The 23,458-nt window shown below is 60.1% G+C and carries 16 protein-coding genes; 8 read left to right on the plus strand and 8 right to left on the minus strand.

Features of this window, described 5'->3' with window-relative positions; genetic code table 11:
* Positions 1–60: 60 nt before the first annotated feature.
* Positions 61–1,884 (plus strand): hypothetical protein, encoded by a 1,824-nt coding sequence (locus ACTD9P_RS04615; protein ID WP_438866854.1) that lies wholly within the window; start codon positions 61–63, stop codon positions 1,882–1,884.
* Positions 1,885–2,330: 446 nt separating this feature from the next.
* Here ACTD9P_RS04615 and ACTD9P_RS04620 read toward each other — a convergent pair whose 3' ends face one another.
* Both ACTD9P_RS04620 and ACTD9P_RS04625 read right to left on the minus strand, forming a co-directional pair.
* The gene (locus tag ACTD9P_RS04620; protein ID WP_219269342.1) at positions 2,331–2,648 is read right to left on the minus strand and encodes a PA4575 family protein; all 318 of its coding nucleotides are present in this window, start codon (positions 2,646–2,648) and stop codon (positions 2,331–2,333) included.
* Between the two features lie 333 nt (positions 2,649–2,981).
* The gene (locus tag ACTD9P_RS04625; RefSeq protein ID WP_438866855.1) at positions 2,982–5,420 is read right to left on the minus strand and encodes a Lon protease family protein; all 2,439 of its coding nucleotides are present in this window, start codon (positions 5,418–5,420) and stop codon (positions 2,982–2,984) included.
* Positions 5,421–5,700: 280 nt separating this feature from the next.
* Here ACTD9P_RS04625 and ACTD9P_RS04630 point away from each other — a divergent pair, with 280 nt between their 5' ends.
* Both ACTD9P_RS04630 and ACTD9P_RS04635 read left to right on the plus strand, forming a co-directional pair.
* On the plus strand, positions 5,701–6,189 hold the full coding sequence (locus tag ACTD9P_RS04630) for a DUF3015 domain-containing protein (RefSeq protein ID WP_017139294.1): 489 nt from the start codon (positions 5,701–5,703) through the stop codon (positions 6,187–6,189).
* 116 nt (positions 6,190–6,305) lie between these two features.
* Entirely contained in the window at positions 6,306–8,159 is a 1,854-nt protein-coding gene (locus ACTD9P_RS04635; RefSeq protein WP_236447513.1) for an Lnb N-terminal periplasmic domain-containing protein, read from the plus strand.
* A gap of 359 nt (positions 8,160–8,518) precedes the next feature.
* Here ACTD9P_RS04635 and ACTD9P_RS04640 read toward each other — a convergent pair whose 3' ends face one another.
* Complete coding sequence (locus ACTD9P_RS04640; protein ID WP_236369520.1) at positions 8,519–8,809, minus strand: DUF3077 domain-containing protein; 291 nt, start codon at positions 8,807–8,809, stop codon at positions 8,519–8,521.
* A gap of 556 nt (positions 8,810–9,365) precedes the next feature.
* Here ACTD9P_RS04640 and ACTD9P_RS04645 point away from each other — a divergent pair.
* Positions 9,366–9,719, plus strand: a complete 354-nt coding sequence (locus tag ACTD9P_RS04645) for a hypothetical protein (RefSeq protein ID WP_200431485.1) — start codon at positions 9,366–9,368, stop codon at positions 9,717–9,719.
* A gap of 112 nt (positions 9,720–9,831) precedes the next feature.
* The gene (locus ACTD9P_RS04650; protein WP_438866856.1) at positions 9,832–10,320 is read left to right on the plus strand and encodes a GreA/GreB family elongation factor; all 489 of its coding nucleotides are present in this window, start codon (positions 9,832–9,834) and stop codon (positions 10,318–10,320) included.
* Here ACTD9P_RS04650 and gdhA read toward each other — a convergent pair.
* A complete protein-coding gene (gene gdhA, locus ACTD9P_RS04655; RefSeq protein WP_438866857.1) occupies positions 10,317–11,654 on the minus strand; it encodes an NADP-specific glutamate dehydrogenase in 1,338 nt (445 codons plus the stop codon). The two genes, ACTD9P_RS04650 and gdhA, sit on opposite strands and share 4 nt — an antisense overlap.
* A 350-nt stretch (positions 11,655–12,004) precedes the next feature.
* Positions 12,005–13,669, minus strand: coding sequence for an energy-dependent translational throttle protein EttA (ettA, locus tag ACTD9P_RS04660; RefSeq protein ID WP_056858231.1), 1,665 nt, complete (start codon positions 13,667–13,669; stop codon positions 12,005–12,007).
* A 285-nt stretch (positions 13,670–13,954) separates the two neighbouring features.
* Between ettA and ACTD9P_RS04665 the strand changes: the two genes are divergently transcribed.
* Together ACTD9P_RS04665 and glyA are read left to right on the plus strand one after the other, a co-directional pair.
* Positions 13,955–17,806 carry a sensor domain-containing protein gene (locus ACTD9P_RS04665; protein WP_438866858.1) on the plus strand — a complete coding sequence of 1,284 codons (3,852 nt, stop codon included), beginning with the start codon at positions 13,955–13,957 and terminating at the stop codon, positions 17,804–17,806.
* 240 nt (positions 17,807–18,046) lie between these two features.
* On the plus strand, positions 18,047–19,300 hold the full coding sequence (gene glyA, locus ACTD9P_RS04670; protein ID WP_438866859.1) for a serine hydroxymethyltransferase: 1,254 nt from the start codon (positions 18,047–18,049) through the stop codon (positions 19,298–19,300).
* Between the two features lie 197 nt (positions 19,301–19,497).
* On the opposite strand, the gene yjiA is transcribed toward glyA, so the two are convergent.
* From yjiA to ACTD9P_RS04685, 3 genes are all read right to left on the minus strand, one after another.
* Positions 19,498–20,457 carry a GTPase gene (gene yjiA / locus ACTD9P_RS04675; protein WP_438866860.1) on the minus strand — a complete coding sequence of 320 codons (960 nt, stop codon included), beginning with the start codon at positions 20,455–20,457 and terminating at the stop codon, positions 19,498–19,500.
* 155 nt (positions 20,458–20,612) lie between these two features.
* Positions 20,613–20,810 carry a YbdD/YjiX family protein gene (locus ACTD9P_RS04680; protein ID WP_003176208.1) on the minus strand — a complete coding sequence of 66 codons (198 nt, stop codon included), beginning with the start codon at positions 20,808–20,810 and terminating at the stop codon, positions 20,613–20,615.
* A 15-nt stretch (positions 20,811–20,825) separates the two neighbouring features.
* A complete protein-coding gene (locus ACTD9P_RS04685; protein WP_438866861.1) occupies positions 20,826–22,892 on the minus strand; it encodes a carbon starvation CstA family protein in 2,067 nt (688 codons plus the stop codon).
* Positions 22,893–23,066: 174 nt separating this feature from the next.
* On the opposite strand from ACTD9P_RS04685, the gene ACTD9P_RS04690 reads away from it, so the two are divergent.
* Positions 23,067–23,435, plus strand: coding sequence for a PilZ domain-containing protein (locus ACTD9P_RS04690; protein ID WP_438866862.1), 369 nt, complete (start codon positions 23,067–23,069; stop codon positions 23,433–23,435).
* The last annotated feature ends 23 nt before the right edge of the window (positions 23,436–23,458 follow it).

Genomic DNA, 23,458 nt, shown 5'->3' on the forward strand with positions numbered 1-23,458 from the left:
ATTTTTCTGCTAGTGTCGAGCCTCTCACTCGGCTCGATGATGTCGGACAGGAAGATTCAGATGACGGATGTGCGATCCCCTTTGGCCACCCTTGGCCTGTGTGCGGTGTTGCTGATGGCTGGCGGCTGCTCCCCAAAAGAAGAGCAGAAGCAGGCCACCCTCGAAGAGAAAACCGCAAAGTTCGAACAATCGCTGGACAGCATTCAAGACCCCAAACTCAGAGACGCCATCGCCGACCTCGGCGGCTCCCTGCTGTTGCTGGAACGCGCGCGGGTCAAGCTCGCCAACAAGCCCATCGAAGCCGAATACGGCGAAGACACCCTGGCCCTGCTCACGCACTACCCCACGCCCCAGGCCTTGGTCGACACCTATATCGATGGCCTGTTCGTGCTGCGCAAAGCCTCGCACTCCGACTACCTGACCGATTTGCAGCCGGTATTCCCGTTCAGCTTCAACAGCCCCGACCAATTCCCCTTCCCCCACGGCCTGGAATGGCAGTCGGTGACCTTGAGCAACAATAAAGTCATCCCTTTCCAGCCGGAATGGTCGGAAACCGACCCGGGTATCCAGTTGAGCCCCAGCAGCTCCAACCTGACCAACCCCGATGACCTGACCGTCACCTACCCGTTTATCGAAGGCGTCGAGACCGACAACAAGAGCCAGCCGCAGCCCGTCAGCCTCAAAGGCTCGGTTGAGGTGGTCGCGCCGGGCAAGGTGCTGACCTTCGACCTGTCGAAAAAAGACGTGGGCCACAAGCGCACCGAAGGCAATATCACCCTCAACCTGCTGTTGCTGGAGAAGAACTACGCCGAGATTGAGCTGACCAACAGCGAACCGCTGGCGCCGGAAGTCGGCGATGAATCGCCCAACCCCTTGCTGGTGCAGGCCCGCGACAGCACCGGGCAGTACCTGACCCGCTCGGGTTCGATCAACGAAAATGCCGCGCAAGTGGCGTTCTACGAGAAACAACTGGCCGAGATGCAAAAGCAGAAGGCCTGGTCGGATGCCTTTGAAAAACAACTCACCGACGAACAAAAAGCCTTCGAGCACAAACAGAGCAGCCACTATGCCAAGGTGTATTTCAATGGCCTGATCGATACGCTGCAGGTCGATGTCCTGGACTTCTCCACCGCCACCCTCACCCGCAAAGACCTGGACCTGCCGGTGCAGCGCTTCGACAAGAACAGCCTGCAAAGCAGCGTGCAAGCGCTGCCGATGCCGGTCACCGTGTACGACGACAGCGCCGCCAGTTGGCTTAAAGACGCCGGCATGACCGAGGACCAGCTGAAAAAAAGCGTGACCATCACCCAGTCGACCGAAGACGCCAGCGCAGCGAAAATCGTGTTTGACCACCCGTTCACGTTCAATGACGACCTGGTTGGTGCTGATCGCAACAACAGCGACGCGCCCATCACCTTCTTCACGGCGGATGAAAAAGGCGAGCGCGGCGAGCCGATCGAACTGCCCACCGAGGCTTTCGAGTTGAACGCCGGCAGCGGCACGCTCACCTACGACCTCAACCTGTTCCCGGAAACCCCGGCCTTCGTGGTGGGCTCGGTGCCGCTGTTTTTGGCCACCATCGAGAAAAAAACCCTGGATGCGAGCAAGCTGCCTAAAGGCCTGTCGCTCAAGGACAACGCGCTGATCGTCGACCAAAAGGAATTCCCGGCCGACAGCTGGCGCTTCTACGCCAAGGACGCCACAGGCAAGTACCTCAAGGAAATCCTCGGCGTGAGCCACCGCGCCGAGGAGTACGGCACGGCACTGTTTGACGTGCATTACTTCTACGGCCAGCCGAGCAGTCTGGAAAGCTACCAGCGCACCGACCTGGACACCGTGCAATACGGTTTTGAGGTCAAGTTGGATAAGCCCGAGGGCAAGTAACCCTTAGCGGTGGGTAAACGATCGTTCCCACGCTCCGCGTGGGAATGCATCCCCTGACGCTCCGCGTCACCTGCACACGGCTTGACCATGCGCTGACAGCGGGACGCGGAGCGTCCGGGGCGGCATTCCCACGCAGAGCGTGGGAACGATCAGTGGTGGGTATCGATCGTTCCCACGCTCCGCGTGGGAATGCATCCCGTGACGCTCCGCGTCACCCGTGCACGGCTTGAACATGCGCCGACTGCGGGACGCGGAGCGTCCGGGGCGGTATTCCCACGCAGAGCGTGGGAACGATCAGTGGCGGGTATCGATCGATCGTTCCCACGCTCCGCGTGGGAATGCATCCCCTGACGCTCCGCGTCACCCGTGCACGGCTTGAACATGCGCCGACAGCGGGACGCGGAGCGTCCGGGGCGGCATTCCCACGCAGAGCGTGGGAACGATCATCACAGCGCCAATCGCTCTCGCCCGCCGTTGAGTTGTCGCAGATGGGCCTGCAGGTGCAGGCACCAGATCTGCGGGTCATCGGCCAGCGCGTAGCCATGCAACGTCAGGCTATCGACGATGGAGCCCAGAATGGTTTCTGCCACAAAAGGCCCATGAAACGGGCCTTGGGACTTGACGGTGGACGGCTGCTCGCCGGTCATGCCGGCAGCAAACAACAACGTCCACATCCCGTTATCCCCCGCGAGAGGGCGAATGGAGCATTCGATACGGGTGACCAGGCCCAGGCATTGGCGGGTAAGGCAAAGGTTGCGCGGCATGGCGGCGACCCTCGGTAGATCGGTGTTCAACCTCAATCACGCGGCGAGGCTGTCTCTGTCCTGCGACTCCTGTGGATATCCCTAAAAGTCAGAATAGAAGAAAACCAGTACAAACCAAGGTCGTAGGGACCAACGGGCGTTGGTCCCTGAGAATGGAGTCAATTTAGTGGCGAATTTACCGATATTGTAGATACACCGCTGATCCAATGTGGGAGCGGCGGTGCGACGACTCGACTTGCTCGCGAATGCGGTCGGTCAGACACATTGACACTGACTGACACACCGCCTTCGCGAGCAAGCCCATTCCCACATTGACTGCACTGCGACGAAAGATCAGGTTGGCTTGGCTTCGGCCAACGCCTGCTGCGCCAGCTCCTTCTCCGCCTCCTTCAAATCATCCTCACTGATCATCTCGGCAATCGCACGCAACCGCTCAACCACGCGCGCATTCACCGTGCCTTCGGGGAATTGCCCTTCTTCGTCCGGTTCACCGGCAGGCTCGCCCACCAACAGGCTCAGCGCCTCGTCGGCCTGGCGCACGGCATAGATATGGAACTGCCCGTCGCGCACGGCTTGCAGCACCTTCTCATCGAGCATCAGCGTGGCCACGTTGGCCTGCGGAATGATCGCGCCCTGCTCGCCGGTCAAGCCGCGTGCTTCACAGAGGCGGAAGAAGCCTTCGATCTTCTCGTTGACCCCACCCACCGCCTGCACTTCACCGAACTGGTTGATTGAGCCGGTGATGGCAAAGCACTGCTTGAGCGGCGTTTTCGACAAGGCCGAAATCAAGGTGCACGCCTCGCCCAGAGACGCACTGTCGCCGTCCACGTAACCGTAGGACTGCTCCAACGCGATACTGGCCGAGATCGCCAGCGGGAATTCCTGGGCATAACGACTGCCCAGGTAACCGGTGAGGATCATCACGCCCTTGGAGTGGATCGGCTGGCCGAGGTTAACTTCGCGCTCGATGTCGACAATACCGCTGCCGCCCGGGTACACCGTGGCGGAAATCCGCGCCGGTACGCCGAAGGCCGAATCGCCGACTTCCAGCACCGTCAGCCCGTTGCACTTGCCCACCGCCGCACCGGCGGTGTCGATCAGGATGACCCCGGCAAGCATGTCGTCGAGAATCCGCGCCGATACCCGCCCGGTGCGCGTGGCCTTGGCCTTGAGCGCCCGTTCGATATGGCCGGCATCCGTCATCTCGTCGCCCGCCAGGTGGCGGATAAAGTCCGCCTCGCTGACCAGTTGGAACAAGTCGCCAATGCGCGCCGACAAACGGCCCTGATGCTCTGCCAACCGAGCGCTGTAAGTGGCCAACCGCGCCACTGCGTCCGAGGTCAGCGGCGCCATGCCTTCTTCCGACGTGCGGGTTTTGAGCAACTGGGCGAACTGTTCCAGGCTCTCGTCGACCATCGGGATGTCTTCGTCGAAGTCCACCAGCACGCGGAACATCTCCTGGAAGTCCGGGTCGGCGTCCTGCAACGCGTAGTACAGCTGGCGCGAGCCAATGATGATGACCTTGACCTGCAACGGGATCATCTGCGGGTTGAGGGTCACGGTGGCCAAACGGCCCAGCTCGCCCAGCGGCGATTCCATCTTCAGCTTGCGCGACTGCAAGGAGCGCTTGAGCGCGTCCCACACAAACGGCTCGCTGAGCATTTTTTCGGCTTCCAGGATCAGGAAACCGCCATTGGCACGGTGCAACGCGCCCGGACGCAACTGGCGATAGGTGGTGTAGAGCGCGCCTTGGTCGGTGCTGTATTCGATACGGCCGAACAGGTTGTCGTAGGTCGGGTGCGGTTCAAACACCACCGGCGCGCCACCGTTGACCGGGTGGCCCGCCACCAGGCTTGGGCAGTATTGCTCTTCGAGCAGCTTGCGCGCCTGGGCGTCGGTCTTGGCGTCATCCACCAGTTGCTCGACCACGGTTTTGAGCAGGTACACCTGCATGGCTTGCAGGTAACCGCAAACGGCTGCGTTCTCTGCGTACTTCTCCGACAAAGGCGCCAGCAAAGGTTGCAGGGCCAGGGTGATGGTTTCTTCGTTGAATTGGCGCAGTTGGTTGTTGGACTCACGCTTCCACTGCGGCAGGCTGGCCAGTTCTTCGTTGAGGCGCTCTTCCAGCTCGGAAATATCCGTGTGGAAGCGCTCGCGATCGACTTCCGGCAGTTGCGAGAACTCGGCTTCGTCCAGCGCCTTGCCGTCGAGCATCGGCGTGAAGGCGACGTTGGAGCTGTCGCGGTACAGCGCCACGTCTTTTTCCAGTGCCAGACGCTCGATCACGTCCAAGGCTTTGTCGTAACGCTGGTTGAAAGCGCGGTCGATGGCGCTTTTGCGCTGTTGATAGGTGGGGTGCTCGAACACGGCCGGGAACGTGGCGACAAGGTTGTCGACCAAGCCGTTGATATCGGCAATGAACGCCGCCGCAGCGCCGCCGGGTAATTCCAGCGCACGCGGTTCGCGCGGCTCATCAAAATTGTTGACGTAGACCCAGTCCGACGGGGTCTGCAGGCGCTTGCCTTCGGCCTTCAGGTAGCGTTTGACGAACGAAAAGCGGCCGGTACCGGGCTCGCCCATGACAAACACGTTGTAACCGGGGCGTGGCATCGCCACACCGAACTGCAACGCTTCTACTGCGCGTTCCTGGCCAAGCACACCGCGAAAGGGCTCCAAATCATTGGTGGTCGAGAAGCTGAACTGTTCAGCGGAGAAAGGGCGAGTCAGCGCTTCGGGCGCTAGACGCAAGCTGGCAGCAACAGGATCAGGCATCGGGCTTCCTTACATCAGGCGGGGCAGATGACGGCATTCTGGCTCTCGCTTGCGCGCTCTGGCAAGGCGAGCCTGTGGGAAAGCATAGACACGGGATGCGTCTTACAAAAAAATCGCTGCCACGCTCGACAACCACACCGATTGTTTTATAAAAAATAACGGAACCCTGGGAACGTGCCTAAACTCCAAACTGCGCGGGTTGGACTAATAACTGGCCCCTAGGGCGCTGCGACGCGCCTGAACCCTTGTCCATTGGTTTGCACACAAAGAGAACAAAGCTATGAAACGGATCCTTCTTGGTACTCTCTTCACCGTTGTCTCCCTCAATGCAATGGCTGAATCACCAGGTGGCCCGAACTGCGGTTGGGGCAACATGTTGTTCGAAGGCCAGCGCGGTACTCCAGCTCACTTCCTCGCTTCCACCACCAACGGCACCTCGGGTAACGCCACCTTCGGCATGACCTCGGGCACCAACGGCTGCAGCACCAACAGCGCCCTGACCTACGGCGGCAAGTCCTGGATTGCCATGAATGGCATGATGAACGAGCTGTCCGAAGACATGGCCAAAGGCAACGGCGAAGCGCTGACCACCTACGCGGTGGTACTGGGCGTTGCACCGGAAGATCGCGAGCACTTCGCGGCCGTGACCCACGAGCACTTCCAGCAGATCTTCAGCAAAGCTGACGTGACCGCCGACGACGTGCACAACAACACCCTGGCTGTACTGAAAAGCGATACCCGCCTGGCCAAATACGCCACCCAGGCTTAAGCTCGACTTGCCCGCGCCTTTTGAGGCGCGGGTTTTATTTTCTGGCTTTATTTTTGGTTCTATTTTTGGGCCCGCCTCCCCTTTGGGTCTCACTACTTCCGACTTAAGTTGCCCTTATGCTCAAACGCTTTGCCTGGCTGGCACTCTTCGCCTGCGCCCCGCTGTACGCGGCGCCGCATATTGATGACCAACGTTTGCAGCAACTGGCCAACGATCCGTTCTGGCTGTCTTTGGGCCATTACGAAGCCGGCAAGCTCAAAGGTTGGCGCAGCTATGTCAGCGACAAAAAGTTCTTCCTCGCCCCCGATGGCGCCCACCACCCGGACCAGGAACTACAGGCCACCGTGGAGGCGCTGTACGCCCCGGCCAGCCTCGGTGAAAAACACGCCCAATGCGTTTACCCCGCACGTACCCGATGGCTCAAGAGTCAGTTGAACCTGACCGATTTGCCTGCACTGGAGTGCAAGGAATTCACCCAATGGTTCAAGGACGTCGCACCCCACAGCGCGGTGATGATCTTCCCGGCGGCCTACCTCAACAGCCCGTCGTCGATGTTCGGCCACACCTTACTGCGTATCGACCAGGCTGACGTGCAAAGCAACAACACCGCGCTGCTCAGTTATGCGATCAACTTCGGTGCCTATATAGAAGGCTCCGACAACAGCATCCTCTACGCCTGGAAAGGCCTGATGGGCGGCTATCCCGGCCTGTTCGCGCTGGTGCCGTACCAGGAAAAACTTTCGGAGTACCGCAGCCTCGAAAACCGCGACCTGTGGGAATACCGCCTGAACCTCACCGAAGTCGAGACCAAACGCATGGTCGAGCACGTATGGGAGCTCAAGCAGATCCAGTTCGATTACTTCTTCTTCGATGAAAACTGCTCCTATCGCCTGCTGGAGTTGCTGCAAGTGGCGCGCCCGAGCCTGCGCCTGACCGAGCAATTCCCGCTCACGGCGATCCCGACCGACACCGTCAAAGCCGTGAAAGAAGCGGGTTTGGTGGAGAAGATCGACTACCGCCCATCCCGCGAGCGTGAACTGCTCGAACGCGCCAAACCCTTGGATAGCGATGAGCAGCAGTGGGTGCTGAAAATCAGCGATGACCAGAAGCAATTGCAGGAACCGGCCTTCAAAGCCCTGCCCCGCGAGCGTCAGGCGCTGATTATCGACGCCGCCTATCGCCTCGGCCGCTACCGAGCCAATGGCCTGGAGCGCGACACCGAACGCTCGCAGCGCAGCTTCGAACTGCTGCGCGCGATCAACCAGAACCCGGCGCCCGACCTCAAGATTGAACGCCCCGGCCTGCCCGAAGACGGCCACGAGTCGCGCACCTGGCAAGCCGGCATCGGCACCCGCGGCAGCAAAACCTTCGGCGAATACGGCCTGCGCATGGCCTACCACGACCTCAACGACAACGCCGAAGGCTTCCCGCTGGGCGCGCAGATCGAAATCCTGCAAATGAAACTGCGCCAGTACGAAGGCAACCACTGGCAGCTGCAGCAACTGGACCTGGCCACCATCCGCTCCCTGACCCCGCGCAATGCGCTGTTGCAACCGTGGTCCTGGCAAGTGACCGGCGGCCTGGAGCGCGTGCCGGGCAAACACGACGACGAAACCCTGGTTGCCCACGTCAACGGCGGCGCCGGCGGCACCTGGCAACTCACCGACGACATGCTGGGTTTTGCCCTGGGCACCGTGCGTGTCGAGCATAACAACGACTTCAGCGAAGCCATCTCCCCGGCTGCCGGGTTCAACACCGGCGTGCTGTGGAAAAATCCGCTGGGCAATCTGAGCCTTGAGGCCAAGGGTGACTTCTTCACCAATGGCGAAGTGCGGCGCAGCATCAGCCTGAACCAGCAGTGGGAATTGTCGCGCAACCTGGGCCTGCGCTTGAGTGCCCAGCGTGAGTACAGCCACCTTTCCACGCCGGTGAATGAAGTGATGCTTGAAGTGAAGTGGTATCACTATTAACCACCCCAGATCGTTCCCACGCTCCGCGTGGGCACGCATCCTGTGGCGCTCCGCGTCACGCCTTTAAAGCGGACGCAGAGCGTCCAGGGCGGCGTTCCCACGCAGAGCGTGGGAACGATCAATGGCGGAGTGTCAGTTGTTGATTTTTTAGCTGACCCACCGTCATCGCAGGCAAGCCAGCTCCCACAGTTTTTTGCGCCTGGCTTGAGTACTGCGCCCGCCGCAGCTCAAATGTGGGAGCGTATATCCCTGTGGCGAGGGAGCTTGCTCCCGCTGGACTGCGCAGCAGTCCCGATCTTTTGGGGCCGCTTCGCGCCCCAGCGGGAGCAAGCTCCCTCGCCACAGGGCAGCGCCTGGCTTTAGGCGGCGGGCGTCATCGCCTGGGTGAGGTCGTCGACGACGGCTTTGCCCATTTCACACAGGTAATGCGCGGCCCAGGCGTATTGCTCGCCGCGCACGTCCATGGCGGCTTCCATAGCGAGTTTCTTTGAGTAAAAAAGCAGGGTGGAGGCGTGTTCCAGGGCTTGCTCGATGGGCATGCCGGCATTGATGCGGAACAGCGGCTTTTGGTTTTCGCCGTAGTCGCCAAAGGTGACGACGCCGAGGGTGGTGATTGAGGACAGGGGTGGATCGGGGACGACTTTAGACATGGTGTACCTGCTAAGTGAGATAAAGGACCACCAGAGCACGTCGCTAAACATGAAAGGGTGGCAGCTGTACGCAGGTTAGCGAACCGGTCACCTAGACACCCGGCAGATCCGAAGATCTCCCGCGCACAGCCGCCATAACACGATATCGACAGGTATAAAAACCGCCTGCCAAGTGTGTAAAGAGGATGAGTCTCGATGGTTCGGGTCGCTAAACCCGGCCGCTGTTTTCACAGCGGAGCCAGGAGACTAGTGCCCCAAACCCTAAGGCACAATAGGCCAGCGATTCTCTAGGAAACGTCCTGCAAGTTAAAGGGAATCGTCGTTAATGGCCCTTTAATAGATCGTTCCCACGCTCCGCGTGGGCATGCATCCTGTGACGCTCCGCGTCACGACCTTAAAGCGGACGCAGAGCGTCCTGAGCTGCATTCCCACGCAGAGCGTGGGAACGAGCGCTAACCCTTTAACTCAACACTTTTCTCACCGCCCTTTCACGCCTCCCCGACAAATCCCTGACTAGACTTCCCCTATCAGCCGTAAAGCGGCCAGGGAGTACGCCATGTGGCGGTCTGCGGTAATGCTGTGTGCGCTAGTGTGGTTGTCGGGTTGCCAGTCCACCCATCAGGATTTAATCGCCAAGGGTTATCCTCCGGCCTTTGCCGATGGCTTTGACGACGGTTGCAGCAGTGGTCGCCAAGCGGCTGGTGTGATCAGTGGGGAGTTTCGCAAGAATGTGCCGCGCTATCTCAAAGACCGTGAATACGCCGAAGGCTGGGAAGACGGCTTTCGCCAGTGCAAGGCCATGCGTGAGAACGAGGAGTTACGTGACTACAAAGACAACCACTGGGATGACCGTGAACGCGCCTGGCAGCAGGAGAAGGACCGTGACGCGGCCCGCGTCTATCGCCCGTAGTAGGTGGTTTTTCTGAAAAGCGGACGCAGAGCGTCAAAGGCGGCATGCCCACGCAGAGCGTGGGAACGATCGCACGGTGAACATGGCCCAACCTCCATAGAGGGAGAACACCATGAGCCGAGCTTTTGTAAACGAAGACAACGCCGCCGCCCAGGCCGATCAGCCGGTGGAGCGCCAGGTGAGTGAGCAGCCCAACCGCCTCACCGCGCAAGGGTTGGCGCAGTTGCAAGCCAAGGTTGCGCAGTTGCAGCAAGAACACAGCCTCGAATCCGCCAAGGACGATAAACAACGCCTGGCGGACCTTGAGCGCGATTTGCGCTACTTCAACCAGCGCGTGCAAAGCGCCCAAGTGGTAGCACCGGCCACCTCCACCGATAAGGTCCAGATCGGCAGTTGGGTCACTTTCGCCAACGAGCACGACGAGCAGCAGCGCATTCAACTGGTCGGTGAAGACCAGGCCGATGCCACTGCCCACCTGATCAACTGGGGCTCACCGTTGGGCCGCGCATTGCTGGGCGCCCAAGTAGGCGACGAGGTGCTGTGGAAGCGCCCCGTCGGCGATCAGTTGATCGAGGTGCTGCGTGTGGAGCCCGAGGTTTAGACGATGCCTTGGGCCAACATCGCATCGGCGACTTTTACAAAGCCCGCGATATTCGCGCCCTTCACGTAATTGACCCGACCGTTTTCTTCGCCGTAATGCACGCAGGCGTGATGGATCGACTGCATGATGGCGTGCAGTTTGCTGTCGACTTCGCCAGCGGTCCACAGCAGGCGCATGGCGTTCTGCGACATTTCCAGGCCACTCACGGCCACGCCACCGGCGTTGGAAGCTTTGCCCGGCGCGAACAGAATGCCCGCCTCGATAAAGATATCCACAGCCTCCAAAGTGGTCGGCATGTTGGCGCCTTCGGCCACGCAAATGCAGCCGTTGCGCAGCAGCGTGCGGGCGGCTTCGGCGTCGAGTTCGTTCTGGGTGGCGCAGGGCAAAGCGATGTCGCAGGCCAGTTCCCATGGCGTCTTACCGGCGCGAAATTCCAGCCCGTAACGAGAAGCCAATTCACTGATGCGCCCGCGCTGCACGTTTTTGAGCTCCAACAGCGCCGACCATTGCGCCTCGGTCAATCCGCTTTCGGCGTACAGCGTGCCTTCGGAGTCGGAGAGGGAAACCACCTTGCCGCCCAGGTCCATGACTTTGCGCGCGGCGTACTGCGCGACGTTGCCGGAACCCGAAACGGCTACACGCTTGCCTTCGACCCGCTGGCCGTTGCGCTTGAGCATTTCTTCAGCAAAGTACACACAGCCAAAACCGGTGGCTTCAGGGCGGACCAGGCTGCCACCGTAGGTCATGCCTTTGCCGGTCAGCACTGAGGTGAACTGATTGCTCAGGCGTTTGTACTGGCCAAACAAAAAACCGATTTCACGCGCACCCACGCCGATATCGCCGGCCGGCACGTCGACGTCTGCGCCGATGTGGCGGTACAGCTCGCTCATGAATGCCTGGCAAAAACGCATCACTTCGGCATCGCTCTTGCCCTTGGGGTCGAAGTCCGAGCCACCTTTGCCGCCGCCCATGGGCAGCGAGGTCAGGGAATTTTTAAAGGTTTGTTCGAAGGCGAGAAATTTCAGCACGCCCAAATTCACCGAAGGGTGAAAACGCAGGCCACCTTTATAAGGGCCGATGGCGCTGTTCATCTGGATGCGGAACCCGCGATTGACCTGAACCTTGCCGTGATCATCCACCCACGACACCCGGAAGGTGATCGCGCGTTCCGGCTCGCAGATGCGCTCCAGAATGCCCGAGGTCAGGTAGTGGGGGTTGGCTTCGAGAAACGGCCACAGGCTGCGCAGGACTTCTTCTACGGCCTGGTGGAATTCCGGCTGGTCGGGGTCGCGTTTCTTGAGGCGGAAAAGGAAGGATTCGACAGATTCGATCATGGAGAAGTCTCGGCAAATTGATTGTTTTTAAGGGAGATTGAGCCGGACCTTAGCAATTCATGTTGCACCTGAAAAGCGCAAGATGTCGCCTTTGTGAATTTAAATGGTGCATTGGATATAAATTAATGGGCTTTTTTGCACCATGAGAGGGATTTCAACTCAGAGCATGCACCAACAGTTAAACCGTCTTCGCGAGCAAGCCCGCTCCCACATTTGATCGGGTTGTCACATTGAAATGCGGTCGAATGTGGGAGCGGGCTTGCTCGCGAATGAATCCACCTCGGTCTCATTGAAAAAACGCGCAAAAAAAAACGGAGCCCAAAGGCTCCGCTCTTTTAAACCAGCCCAACTCAGGCCAGTTTTTTGTGCCGTACACGGTGCGGCTGGGCAGCAGCATCGCCCAAACGCTTCTTACGGTCCGCTTCGTACTCGGTGTAGTTACCTTCGAAGAACACCGCTTGGGAGTCATCTTCGTAGGCCAGGATGTGCGTCGCGACGCGGTCCAGGAACCACCGATCGTGAGAGATCACAATGGCGGCGCCCGGGAAGTCCAGCAGGGCTTCTTCCAGGGAACGCAGGGTTTCAACGTCGAGGTCGTTGGACGGTTCGTCGAGCAGCAACACGTTGCCGCCTTCTTTCAAGGTCAGGGCCAGGTGCAAGCGACCGCGCTCACCACCGGACAGGTCCTTGACGAACTTCTGCTGGTCGCCGCCCTTGAAGTTGAAACGGCCGACGTAGGTGCGCGACGGGATCTCATAGTTGCCGATGCGGATCTGGTCCGAACCCTCGGAGACTTGCTGGAATACCGTTTTGCTGCCATCGAGGTCTTCACGGCTCTGGTCCACACAGGCCAGTTGCACGGTTTCACCGATTTCGATGCTGCCCGAGTCCGGGGTTTCCTTGCCCATCAGCATGCGGAACAGCGTGGATTTACCCGCACCGTTACCCCCGATAACGCCGACGATCGCGCCTTTTGGCATGGAGAACGACAGGTTGTCGATCAACACACGGTCGCCATAGCCTTTGCAGACGTTCTTGAATTCGATGACCTTGTCACCCAGGCGCGGGCCGGCCGGGATGTAGATCTCGTTGGTTTCGCTGCGCTTCTGGAATTCCTGCGACTGCATTTCTTCAAAGCGTTGCAGACGTGCCTTGGATTTGGACTGGCGGGCCTTGGCGCCTTTGCGCACCCACTCCAGTTCTTCCTTCATGGCTTTTTCGTGGGCCGATTGCTGCTTGGATTCGGCGGCCAGACGGTCGGACTTGGCTTCCAGCCAACCGGAGTAGTTGCCCTCGTAAGGGATACCGGCGCCACGGTCGAGCTCGAGGATCCAGCCGGCGACGTTGTCGAGGAAGTAACGGTCGTGCGTGATCGCTACCACGGTGCCCGGGAAGTCGTGCAGGAAGTGCTCCAGCCAGGCGACGGAATCGGCGTCCAAGTGGTTGGTCGGTTCGTCGAGCAGCAGCATGTCGGGGGCCGACAGCAGCAGGCGGCACAGGGCCACACGGCGTTTTTCACCGCCGGAGAGGAATTCGACCTTGGCGTCCCACGCAGGCAGCCGCAGCGCGTCGGCGGCGACTTCCAGCTGGCGCTCCAGGTTGTGGCCGTCGCCAGCCTGCAGGATGGCTTCGAGCTTGGCCTGTTCGGCGGCCAGCTTGTCGAAGTCGGCATCTTCTTCGGCGTAGGCGGCGTAGACCTCGTCCAGGCGGGCCTGGGCGTTCTTGATCACGGCCACCGCTTCCTCGACCACTTCACGCACGGTCTTGGTCGGGTCCAGGATCGGCTCTTGCGGCAGGTAGCCGATGTTCAGTTCGGGCATCGGGCGCGCTTCGCCTTCGAACTCGGTGTCGACGCCGGCCATGATTTTCAGCAGCGTGGACTTACCCGAACCGTTGAGGCCGAGCACGCCGATCTTGGCGCCGGGGAAGAAGGACAGCGAAATGTTTTTCAGGATTTCCCGCTTCGGCGGAACAACTTTTCCCAGCCGATGCATGGTGAAGACGTATTGAGCCATGGTGAACCTAGCGTCAGTGACTGATGAATTAAGCGGGCGAAGCCCGTGCCAGGCCATGCGCCGCGCGGGCCGTTGACTATCATCAATGCCTGCGAGCGGAAAAAGCCTGAATGTCTGGGGCTGGAACGCCCCCGCGTAACCGGCAAAGCTACCTGAATGCGCTTGGGCAGTCCAGCCAGGCGGGGCTGGCACTTTGCCACAAGGCAAGGCATGCTAGCCGCCCTCCGGGCGTCCGGCTTATAGTGCACGTCGCGCGCCAATCCAGCCAAACCGCAGGATCACAGCTTGTCCAAAGTCACGCCGCCCACGCCCTTGCGCGCCGCTCATATAGCGCCGGGCGCGCCCCTGCACGGCACTTTTAAAGGCGCGTTGGCGATGCTGGTGCTGGTGCTGCTGGCGTTGTTGTTCTGGCAACTGCTGGACCAACTGCAGCAAAACCAGAAAAACCAGCAGCAATACACCATCGACTACAGTGCCGACCTGGCTGAACAAATCAGCCTGAATATGGCCCTGAGCGCGAAAATCGCCCTGAACCTGCTGCCGATGGTCGAGCCGCCGCGCAACGACGAACAGCAACAAGCGCTGATGCGCACCTTGCAGCGTTCGCTGCCGGAGCTGCGCAGTTTTGCCCTGCTCGCCCCCAGCGGTGCGCTGATCAGTGACAGCGCCAAAGACAGCCAGGACCGCGCCTGGCTCGAAGAACTGGTGCAGCGCAGCCATTCGCAACCTTATTACCTGAGCAACAATGCCGACGGCACCCTGATCTATTTGTTGCTGCAACAGCCCAGTGGCGGCTCGAAAATGTACTGGGCCTTGCGCTTGGCGCCCAACTACCTGAGCAACCTCACCCACCAGGACAGCCAGGGCCAGCGGCCGATGTGGGCCATCGAGAACCGCCTGAACCACCGTGTGGTCAGCCGTGACAACGGCATGCCGGCACAATGGGCCACGGCATTGACGCCGGATGAATTGAACAAAAGCGTACTGGTCACGCCCTTGAGTAAAAGCGACTGGCAATTGCGCGGGCTGTTCGACCGCAGCGCAGTGCTGGAACAACTGCTGCCGGCGTTTATCGGCAAATGCCTGCTGGGCCTGGCGTTCTCGCTGATCCCGCTGATCGTTTTGCTGAACATGCGCCGCCGCCAGCGCCAGGTGCATGAGGGCCGCCGACGTTATCAGGATATTTTCGAAGGCACTGGCGTGGCCCTGTGCGTGTTGGACCTGTCGGGGCTCAAGGCGTTTTTTGACAAAACCCACATGCAGACCCGAGAGCAACTAAAGGCCTGGTTGCACAACAACGCCGCAGAACGCCAGCAACTGCTCAAGGAATTGCGCATTACCGAAGTCAACCAGGTGGCCGTGCGCCTGTTGAATGTAGGCTCGTGCGAGGAAGCCTGGGAACGCCTGATCGATGATTGCCCACGCAATGCCACCGCCATTGGCTATCAAGTGCTTGAGGCGGTGCTGACCCAGCAAAAACAGCTGGAGCTGGAAATCCAGCTCAATGACGTCGCCGGCAACGACCAATACCTGTGGCTGGTGATGCGCCTGCCGGAGCAGCAGGACGACTTCAAGGCCGTGATCCTCAGCATCAGCGATATCACCAGCCGCAAGCTGATCGAGCTGTCGCTGGTGGAGCGCGAGAGTTTCTGGTCGGACGTGGTGCGCACCGTGCCCGACCATCTGTATGTACAGGACGTGATCAGCCAGCGGATGATTTTCAGCAACCACCATTTGGGCCACACCCTGGGCTATAACAAGCCCGAACTGCAGCAAATGGGCGAGTATTTCTGGGAAATCCTGCTGCACCCCGAGGATGCCGAGTATTACCACGACTTGCGCCAGCAACAGCGCGAAGTCGGCTACACCACCCAGCTGCAATGCCAGCTGCGCTTTCGTCATCGCAATAACCAGTGGCGGCGCTTTGATATCCGCGAGCAGGCCCTGGCCCGCGACAAAACCGCAGTGGTCACGCGCATCATCGGCGTGGCCAAGGACATTACCGACCAGATCGAAGCCAGCGAATCCCTGCGTGACAGCGAGCAGCGCTACCGCATGCTGGCCGAAAGCATCAGCGACGTGATCTGCTCCACCGACAGCCAACTGGCTCTCAACTACATCAGCCCTTCGGTGAATACCGTACTGGGTTATGACGTGGAATGGGTGTTCAAGAACGGCTGGCAGTCGATCATCGCCAACCCGCAGCAGTTGACCGGCATTTACAGCCTGATGGAACAGGTCAGCCGTGCGCTGGGCGATCCCGTAGCGTTGAACACGCTGCGTGATGACGTACAAACCCAGATGTTCCTGTTCGACTGCCTGCGCGCCGATGGCCGCAAGGTGCCGATCGAGCTGCGCCTGGTGCTGGTGTGGGACGAGCACGGCGCGTTTGAAGGCATCCTCGGTGTGGGCCGTGATATCAGCCAGCAACGCCGCGCCGAAAAAGACCTGCGCATGGCGGCCACGGTATTCGAGCACTCCACCTCTGCAATCCTCATTACCGACCCTGCGGGCTATATCGTGCAGGCCAACGAGGCGTTCAGCCGGGTCAGCGGCTATGCCGTGGCGGACGTGCTCGACCAGTTGCCGAACATGCTCACGGTGGACGAACAGCAGGAAGCCCACCTGCGTTACGTGCTCAAGCAGCTGCATCAGCACAGCACCTGGGAAGGTGAAGTGTGGCTCAAGCGGCGCAATGGCGAGCATTACCCGGCCTGGGTCGGCATTACCGCCGTGTTCGACGATGAAGGCGACCTGGCCAGCTACGTGTGTTTCTTCAGCGATATCAGCGAGCGCAAGGCCAGCGAACAGCGCATCCACCGCCTGGCGTATTACGACGCCCTGACCCACCTGCCCAACCGCACGCTATTCCAGGACCGCCTGCACACCGCGTTGCAGTCGGCCGAACGGCAGAAGTCGTGGGTGGTGCTGATGTTCCTCGACCTCGACCGCTTCAAGCCGATCAACGATTCCCTGGGCCACGCCGCCGGCGACCGCATGCTCAAGGAAATGGCCACCCGCCTGCTCGGTTGCGTGGCCGAAGACGACACCGTGGCACGCATGGGCGGCGACGAGTTCACCTTGCTGCTGCAACCACGGGTGAGCCGCGAGATGGCGTTGAACCGCGCAATTACCGTGGCCGAGCAGATCCTCGCAAGCCTGGTGAAGCCATTTGTGCTGGAAGGCCGCGAGTTCTTTGTGACCGCCAGTATCGGCATCGCCTTGAGCCCGCAGGACGGCAACGAGCTGAGCCAGTTGATGAAAAACGCCGACACGGCGATGTACCACGCCAAGGAGCGCGGCAAGAATAACTTCCAGTTCTATCAAGCCGACATGAACGCCAGCGCCCTTGAGCGTCTGGAGCTGGAAAGCGACCTGCGCCATGCCTTGGACCAGAACGAATTCGTGCTGTATTACCAACCGCAGTTCAGCGGCGACGGCAAGCGCCTGACCGGCGCCGAAGCCCTGCTGCGCTGGCGTCACCCACGCCGAGGGCTGGTGCCGCCGGGGGATTTCATCCCGGTACTGGAGGAATTGGGGCTGGTGGTGGACGTGGGCGACTGGGTGATCGCGGAAGCCTGCCGCCAGCTCAAGACCTGGCACCAGAACAAGGTGCGCGTGCCGAAAGTCTCGGTGAACATCTCGGCGCGCCAATTCTCCGATGGGCAATTGGGCGAGCGCATCGCGACCATTCTCAAGGACACCGGCCTGCCGCCGGCGTGCCTGGAGCTGGAGCTGACCGAAAGCATCCTGATGCGTGAGGTCAACGAAGCCATGCAGATCCTCGCCAGCCTGAAAAACCTGGGCCTGAGCATCGCGGTGGACGACTTCGGCACCGGTTATTCGTCGCTCAACTACCTCAAGCAATTCCCCATCGATGTGTTGAAGATCGACCGCACCTTTGTCGACGGCCTGCCGTCCGGCGAGCAGGACGCGCAAATTGCCCGCGCAATTATCGCCATGGCCCACAGCCTCAACCTGGCGGTGATCGCCGAGGGCGTGGAAACCCATGAGCAGCTGGATTTCCTGCGTGAGCATGGTTGCGATGAAGTGCAGGGTTATCTGTTTGGGCGGCCGATGCCGGCGAATCGGTTTGAGGCGCAGTTCAGTAACGACGCGTTGTTCATGTTCGACTGAAGCCCAGTGGTGGGGCTGATGGCCTCTTCGCGAGCAAGCCCGCTCCCACACTTGACCGAGTTCCAACTTTGAAATGCAATCGAATGTGGGAGCGGGCTTGCTCGCGAAGAGGCCAGTCAAGGCACCGCCCATCCCTGGATGAGCCCCACTTGTCCGCGACATGATGTCCTTTCATATGCCATCTAAAACCCATTGGGTTAGAATGCCCTCCTTTTCTGCCCCCGATCCTTGAGGACCGCCATGTTCAGCCGTGATTTGACTATTGCCAAGTACGACGCCGATCTCTTCGCCGCCATGCAGCAAGAAGCCGTGCGTCAGGAAGAGCACATTGAACTGATCGCTTCGGAAAACTACACCAGCCCTGCGGTGATGGAGGCTCAAGGTTCGGTTCTGACCAACAAGTACGCCGAAGGCTACCCAGGCAAGCGCTACTACGGTGGTTGCGAGTACGTCGACGTGGTTGAGCAACTGGCTATCGACCGTGCCAAGGAACTGTTCGGCGCCGATTACGCCAACGTCCAGCCACACGCCGGCTCCCAAGCCAACAGCGCCGTGTACCTGGCCCTGCTGCAAGGCGGCGACACCATCCTGGGCATGAGCCTGGCACACGGCGGTCACCTGACCCACGGCGCCAGCGTTTCCTCCTCCGGCAAGCTGTACAACGCCGTTCAGTACGGTATCGATGCCAATGGCCTGATCGACTACGACGAAGTCGAGCGCCTGGCCGTTGAGCACAAGCCAAAAATGATCGTGGCCGGTTTCTCTGCCTACTCGCAGATCCTGGATTTCCCACGTTTCCGCGAAATCGCCGACAAGGTTGGCGCATACCTGTTCGTGGACATGGCTCACGTAGCCGGTCTGGTCGCCGCTGGCGTCTACCCGAACCCGGTGCCATTCGCTGACGTCGTGACCACCACTACCCACAAGACCCTGCGCGGTCCACGTGGCGGCCTGATCCTGGCGCGCGCCAACGCCGAGATCGAGAAGAAGCTCAACTCCGCGGTATTCCCAGGCGCCCAGGGCGGCCCACTGGAGCACGTCATCGCTGCCAAAGCGATCTGCTTCAAAGAAGCCCTGCAGCCTGAGTTCAAGACTTACCAGCAACAAGTGGTGAAGAACGCCCAGACCATGGCCAGCGTGTTTATCGAGCGCGGCTTTGACGTGGTCTCCGGCGGTACTGAAAACCATCTGTTCCTGCTGTCGCTGATCAAGCAGGACATTTCCGGTAAAGATGCTGACGCCGCCCTGGGCAAAGCCTTCATCACCGTGAACAAAAACTCCGTGCCGAACGACCCACGTTCGCCGTTCGTCACCTCCGGCCTGCGCTTCGGCACCCCGGCTGTGACCACTCGTGGCTTTAAAGAAGCAGAGTGCCAAGAGCTGGCCGGCTGGATCTGCGACATCCTGGCAGACCTTAACAACGAAGCCGTGATCGACGCGGTCCGTGAGAAGGTCAAGGCCATCTGCAAAAAGCTGCCGGTGTACGGCGCTTGATTGCAGTTGCTTGAATAAAAAGCCCGGCTCTTGAGCCGGGCTTTTTTATGCCTGAAAAACGGCTCTCTGACCTTGAAACCGAATCAAATGTGGGAGCGGGCTTGCTCGCGAAAGCGGTCTTTCAGTTGATACTTGTGCTAACTGAACCACCGTATTCGCGAGCAAGCCCGCTCCCACATATTTGACCGTGTTTCAGGTCAGGACTGGTAGACGCGATGGAAGCCTTCGCGGATTTTGTCCTCCGGCAACTCATCGGCAATAAACACAATCACACTTTCGCGCGCCTCGCCCTCGGCCCATTCGGTGTCCCAATCGAAACCGTAAAGCTTGAGCACGCCCTGGAACACCATGCGCCGATCTTCCCCGGCAATATTCAGCACGCCTTTGTAGCGCAGCAGTTGTTTGCCGTGGTCTTCCAGCAGTTCGTTCATAAACTCGCTGAGCCGATCAATATCCAGCGGCTGGTCGGTGCGTAGCACCAGGCTGGAAATGCGGTCGATGGACGGCGCGGCACTGACCGGGCGCAGGCTCATGCCCGCGTTGAGGTTGAAGCCGCGCACGTCGAGCAGCTCGGCCAGGTCGATGGCGCCGTGGTCGACCACCCGAATCGGCGCGCGGCGGTTGATGCGGGTCAGGCGCTGGCTGAGGGCGTCGAAGCTCGCTTCGTCCACCAGGTCGCGCTTGCTCACCAGCAGGCGGTCGGCAAAACCGATCTGGGCCTGGGCGATGGTCTGGGTCAGGTGATGCTCGGCGTGGGCCGCGTCCACCAAGGTGATGATGCCGTCGAGGATGTAGCGCTCGCGCAATTCCTCGTCGATGAAAAAGGTCTGGGCCACGGGCGCAGGGTCGGCCAGGCCGGTGCACTCGATCACCAGGCGGTCGAAGGCGATTTCGCCGCTGTCCAGGCGTTCGAGCAGCAGGTACAGGGCTTTGGTCAGGTCGGTGTGGATGGTGCAGCACACGCAGCCGTTGGACAGGGTCATGACTTGCACCGGTTCGGCGCCCAACAGTTGGGTGTCGATGCCTGCATCACTGAACTCGTTTTCGATCACGGCGATTTTAAGGCCGTGCTCGGCTTTGAGCAGGTGGCGCAGCAAGGTGGTTTTGCCGGCGCCGAGGAAGCCGCTGAGGATGGTGACGGGGATGGGAGAGGACAAAAAATTCTCCTTATTATTGAAGGAACACAAAACAAATGTGGGAGCGGGCTTGCTCGCGAAGGCGGTGTATCAGCCAGCACATACATCAACTGACAGACCGCCTTCGCGAGCAAGCCCGCTCCCACAAGGGATCACCGCAACCCGTACTTACCGGGCTAGCAGCACTTGGGCCCACCCTTGCCACCGTAACGGGCTTCCTGGCGTTCCCGGAAGAACGCCTTGTAGTCCATCATCGGTTTGTCCGGGTGTTTGGTTTGCATATGCTCGACGTAGGTGTCGTAGTCGGGCATGCCGACCATCAGGCGCGCGGCCTGACCGAGGTATTTACCGAGGCGACTGATGTCATTGAACATGGTTGCAATCCTCGTTTACGCGTCCGGTACAGCCTGGAACGGGGCTTCTTTGTCCGTGCGTTCTTTGTTGCCCCAGGCGGCGACGCCGACTTTGAGCGCATAGAACAGGATGCTGAAGACCACGAACAGGAACAGCGCCGTCAGCGTTGCGTTGGTGTAGGCGTTCCAGATCACGTGTTGCATCTGGTCGATATTCTTGGCCGGCGCGAGGATCTGGCCGTTGGCCAGGGCATCGCTGTACTTCTTGGCCAGCGACAGGAAGCCGATCGCCGGGTTAGCGTCGAACAGCTTGATGAAGCCTGCGGTCACGGTGCAGATCAGCAGCCAGACAGCTGGCAGCATCGTCACCCAAATGTAGCGCTGGCGCTTCATTTTGATCAGCACAACGGTAGCGAGCATCAGCGCGATACCGGCGAGCATCTGGTTGGAGATACCGAACAGCGGCCACAAGGTGTTGATCCCGCCCAGCGGGTCGATCACGCCTTGGTACAGCAAGTAACCCCACATCGCCACGCAACCTGCGGTAGCAATCAGGTTGGCGGTCCAGGACTCGGTACGCTTGAGCGACGGCACGAAGGAGCCGAGCAAATCCTGGAGCATGAAGCGTCCGGCACGGGTGCCGGCGTCGACTGCGGTCAGGATGAACAGGGCTTCGAACAGGATCGCAAAGTGGTACCAGAACGCCATGGTGTTTTCACCCGGCAGCACACTGTGCAGGATCTGCGCGATACCAACGGCCAGGGTCGGCGCACCGCCGGCACGCGCCAGGATAGTGGTCTCGCCGATGTCATGGGCTACCGCCGTCAAGGCTTCCGGGGTAATGGCAAAACCCCAGCTGCTGACGGTTTGCGCCACCGTCACCACGTCCGCGCCGACGACCGCAGCCGGGCTGTTCATGGCGAAGTACACGCCGGGTTCGATCACCGAAGCGGCAACCATGGCCATGATCGCCACGAACGATTCCATCAGCATTGCGCCGTAACCGATGTAGCGCGAGTTGACTTCGTTATCCAGCAGCTTGGGCGTGGTGCCCGAAGAGATCAGCGCGTGGAAGCCGGAAACCGCACCGCAGGCAATGGTAATGAACAGGAACGGGAACAGACCGCCCTTCCACACCGGGCCGGTGCCGTCGATGAATTGGGTGAGGGCCGGCATTTTCAGCTCTGGCATGGTGACCAGGATGCCGATCGCCAGGGCAATGATGGTGCCGATTTTCAAGAACGTGGAGAGGTAGTCACGCGGTGCCAGGATCAGCCACACCGGCAGTACCGCTGCGACGAAACCATAGCCCACCAGCATCCAGGTGATCTGGATCCCGGTAAACGAGAAGGCCTTGGCCCACACCGGGTCAGCGGCGATTTGCCCGCCCAGCCAGATAGAACCCAGCAGCAACAGTACACCGATGACCGAGATTTCCCCAATCCGGCCCGGGCGGATGTAACGCATGTACACGCCCATGAACATCGCAATCGGGATGGTCGCCATCACCGTGAAGATGCCCCACGGGCTCTCGGCCAAGGCCTTGACCACGATCAGTGCCAGCACCGCGAGGATGATGATCATGATCAGGAAGCAGCCAAACAGCGCAATGGTCCCCGGAATGCGGCCCATCTCTTCGCGAACCATGTCCCCCAGGGAGCGGCCATTGCGACGAGTGGACAGGAACAGCACCATAAAGTCCTGCACCGCACCGGCCAGCACCACACCGGCAATCAGCCAAAGCGTGCCGGGCAGATAGCCCATTTGCGCCGCCAGTACCGGGCCGACCAACGGGCCTGCACCGGCAATCGCCGCAAAGTGGTGACCAAAAAGAATGTGTTTGTTGGTCGGCACATAGTCCAGACCGTCATTGTTGAGCACTGCGGGGGTGGCCCGCCGTGGGTCGAGCTGCATCACATGGTTAGCGATGAACAGACTGTAGTAACGGTACGCAACCAGGTAGATGGCGACAGCAGCAACCACAATCCACAAGGCGTTGATCGCCTCGCCGCGGCGCAAGGCCACTACGCCCAGGGCGCACGCTCCTACAATTGCCAGCCCCAGCCAGGGTAGGTGGCGTAGCAGGCTATTATTATTTTTCATTTTTATATTCCAGCCAGGGTGGACAGAAAGGACAGCCAGCCCGAGTTTAGCGCTGTTGGCCTTAAAGGCCACCCCCCTACGTTGGTCTAGAGCCTTGTGACAGCAAAAAAAGCAGAAATAAAAGCCCGGTGATGGCGCAGGGCTACAATCCCCTTATCTCCAGAGGGTTTGACCATGAGCGAACACCCGTCAGATCGCCGCCGTTTCCGGCGTATTGCCTTCGATGCGCGAACGACCATTGCGCAAAACAGCTGGAATTCGCCGGTGCAATTGGTGGACCTGTCGCTAAAAGGTTTGTTGGTGCAGCGCCCTGATGACTGGCAGGGCAATCGCGCTCAGCCGTTTGATGTGGATATCCGTCTGGATCCGCAGACGCATATAAAGATGCAGGTAAAACTGGCCCATGATGACCCTGGGCAGTTGGGGTTTGTGTGTGAGCACATCGATATGGAGTCGATCAGCCATTTGCGGCGGTTGATCGAGCTGAACCTCGGGGATGAGGAAGAGCTTCACCGTGAGTTAGCGGCCTTGCTGGAGATATAGCAGCCAACACCAACCAAAATGTG

Source organism: Pseudomonas onubensis, from assembly GCF_965653655.1.
Lineage (GTDB): Bacteria > Pseudomonadota > Gammaproteobacteria > Pseudomonadales > Pseudomonadaceae > Aquipseudomonas.

Excerpts from the sequence above, each read along its gene's own strand:
- glyA (WP_438866859.1), top strand. The coding sequence starts at position 18,047 with ATGTTCAGCCGTGATTTGACTATTGCCAAGTACGACGCCGATCTCTTC.
- ACTD9P_RS04635 (WP_236447513.1), top strand. The coding sequence starts at position 6,306 with ATGCTCAAACGCTTTGCCTGGCTGGCACTCTTCGCCTGCGCCCCGCTG.
- ACTD9P_RS04640 (WP_236369520.1), bottom strand. The coding sequence starts at position 8,809 with ATGTCTAAAGTCGTCCCCGATCCACCCCTGTCCTCAATCACCACCCTC.
- ACTD9P_RS04650 (WP_438866856.1), top strand. The coding sequence starts at position 9,832 with ATGAGCCGAGCTTTTGTAAACGAAGACAACGCCGCCGCCCAGGCCGAT.
- ACTD9P_RS04620 (WP_219269342.1), bottom strand. The coding sequence starts at position 2,648 with ATGCCGCGCAACCTTTGCCTTACCCGCCAATGCCTGGGCCTGGTCACC.
- ACTD9P_RS04685 (WP_438866861.1), bottom strand. The coding sequence starts at position 22,892 with ATGAAAAATAATAATAGCCTGCTACGCCACCTACCCTGGCTGGGGCTG.
- ettA (WP_056858231.1), bottom strand. The coding sequence starts at position 13,669 with ATGGCTCAATACGTCTTCACCATGCATCGGCTGGGAAAAGTTGTTCCG.
- ACTD9P_RS04645 (WP_200431485.1), top strand. The coding sequence starts at position 9,366 with ATGTGGCGGTCTGCGGTAATGCTGTGTGCGCTAGTGTGGTTGTCGGGT.
- gdhA (WP_438866857.1), bottom strand. The coding sequence starts at position 11,654 with ATGATCGAATCTGTCGAATCCTTCCTTTTCCGCCTCAAGAAACGCGAC.
- ACTD9P_RS04625 (WP_438866855.1), bottom strand. The coding sequence starts at position 5,420 with ATGCCTGATCCTGTTGCTGCCAGCTTGCGTCTAGCGCCCGAAGCGCTG.
- ACTD9P_RS04630 (WP_017139294.1), top strand. The coding sequence starts at position 5,701 with ATGAAACGGATCCTTCTTGGTACTCTCTTCACCGTTGTCTCCCTCAAT.
- ACTD9P_RS04680 (WP_003176208.1), bottom strand. The coding sequence starts at position 20,810 with ATGTTCAATGACATCAGTCGCCTCGGTAAATACCTCGGTCAGGCCGCG.
- ACTD9P_RS04690 (WP_438866862.1), top strand. The coding sequence starts at position 23,067 with ATGAGCGAACACCCGTCAGATCGCCGCCGTTTCCGGCGTATTGCCTTC.
- ACTD9P_RS04615 (WP_438866854.1), top strand. The coding sequence starts at position 61 with ATGACGGATGTGCGATCCCCTTTGGCCACCCTTGGCCTGTGTGCGGTG.